1 protein-coding gene is annotated in these 1,068 nt (G+C 59.6%); it reads right to left on the bottom strand.

Annotated elements, in window-relative coordinates; genetic code table 11:
- Positions 1-432: 432 nt before the first annotated feature.
- Positions 433-1,068, bottom strand: a 636-nt coding sequence (locus J8I82_RS37750; RefSeq protein WP_209765721.1) for a transposase, incomplete at its 5' end; no start/stop codon positions are given.

Genomic DNA, 1,068 nt, shown 5'->3' on the forward strand with positions numbered 1-1,068 from the left:
TTATGACACAGTAAGACTTCTATGGGGTGTTGAAAGTCAAGTCCTCTGGCGACTATTTTCGTTGAGTAGTTATCCCCGTTGCGACGTGCTGAAAGTTATCCACGGCTGGTCAGCGGGTCGCCTCTCACGACCACGACGCTGGCCAGCGGTGGATAACTTTCATGGCAATGGCGCGTGATTTCAGTTTGGTTTCTCTTTCAATAACTCATGACTTCAACGGGATGGAGGTCGGAGTGTCTGATACCGGGCAGTTGCCCGGTTCAACTTCTATCCGTGCCGGCACCAGGCCGGTCACCACATACCACATGCGCAAAGCGCTGGAACACTCCCTCACTGACGCGCCCCATCTAAAACTACGATTATCCGTCGGATAACCCTCTTACTGTCCGGGCGCGCAAACCTTCCAACCGTTCATCGACTGACGCTGGAGACTCAGCTCACGACGGCATTGCTGCCGAGCGACTTGAGCCTTGCCCCAAGCGGAATCTCGCCATACTCCAGGTAACGCCACAACGCGATTGCCAGACGGCGAGCGAACGCGACAATACCGATGCGTCGCGAACGCTTCCCGGCGCCGGCAAATCGTTGTCTAAACCATTGACTCAACTGGCTCGCCGGCTGAAAGCGCAACCAGCTCCACGCGAGCTCTACCAGCAGCCACCGCGCCCGTTTGTTGCCTGCCTTGCTGATGCCCTGTTCGACTTCGCTGGAGCCGCTTGCGTAAGGCGTCGGCGCCAGCCCCAGGCAACCGGCAAGTTCGCGGCGATTGTGGAAGCGCCGCCAGCCAAACAGTTCCTTGACCAGGGTCCATGCACTGCCGGTTCCGATACCTGCAAGCCGCGTGAGCACAGCGATCGCGGGTTGTGTGCCACTGCGGACTTGCTGGCTCTGGAGCGTTTCCAGTGCCCGGATTTGTTTGGCAAGGAGCAACAGCCGCTCGAACTCGCGTTCAATCTCGGCGCGCAAACCTGGCAGGAGCTGCGCGGCATGCTGGGCCCACCAGCATGCCCACGAGCGGCCACCGATGCGCTCGGGCCGCAGGTTGTGCAAGACCAGCAGCGAGCGGAT

This window comes from Cupriavidus consociatus (genome assembly GCF_017814975.1).
Classification (GTDB): Bacteria; Pseudomonadota; Gammaproteobacteria; order Burkholderiales; family Burkholderiaceae; genus Cupriavidus; species Cupriavidus consociatus.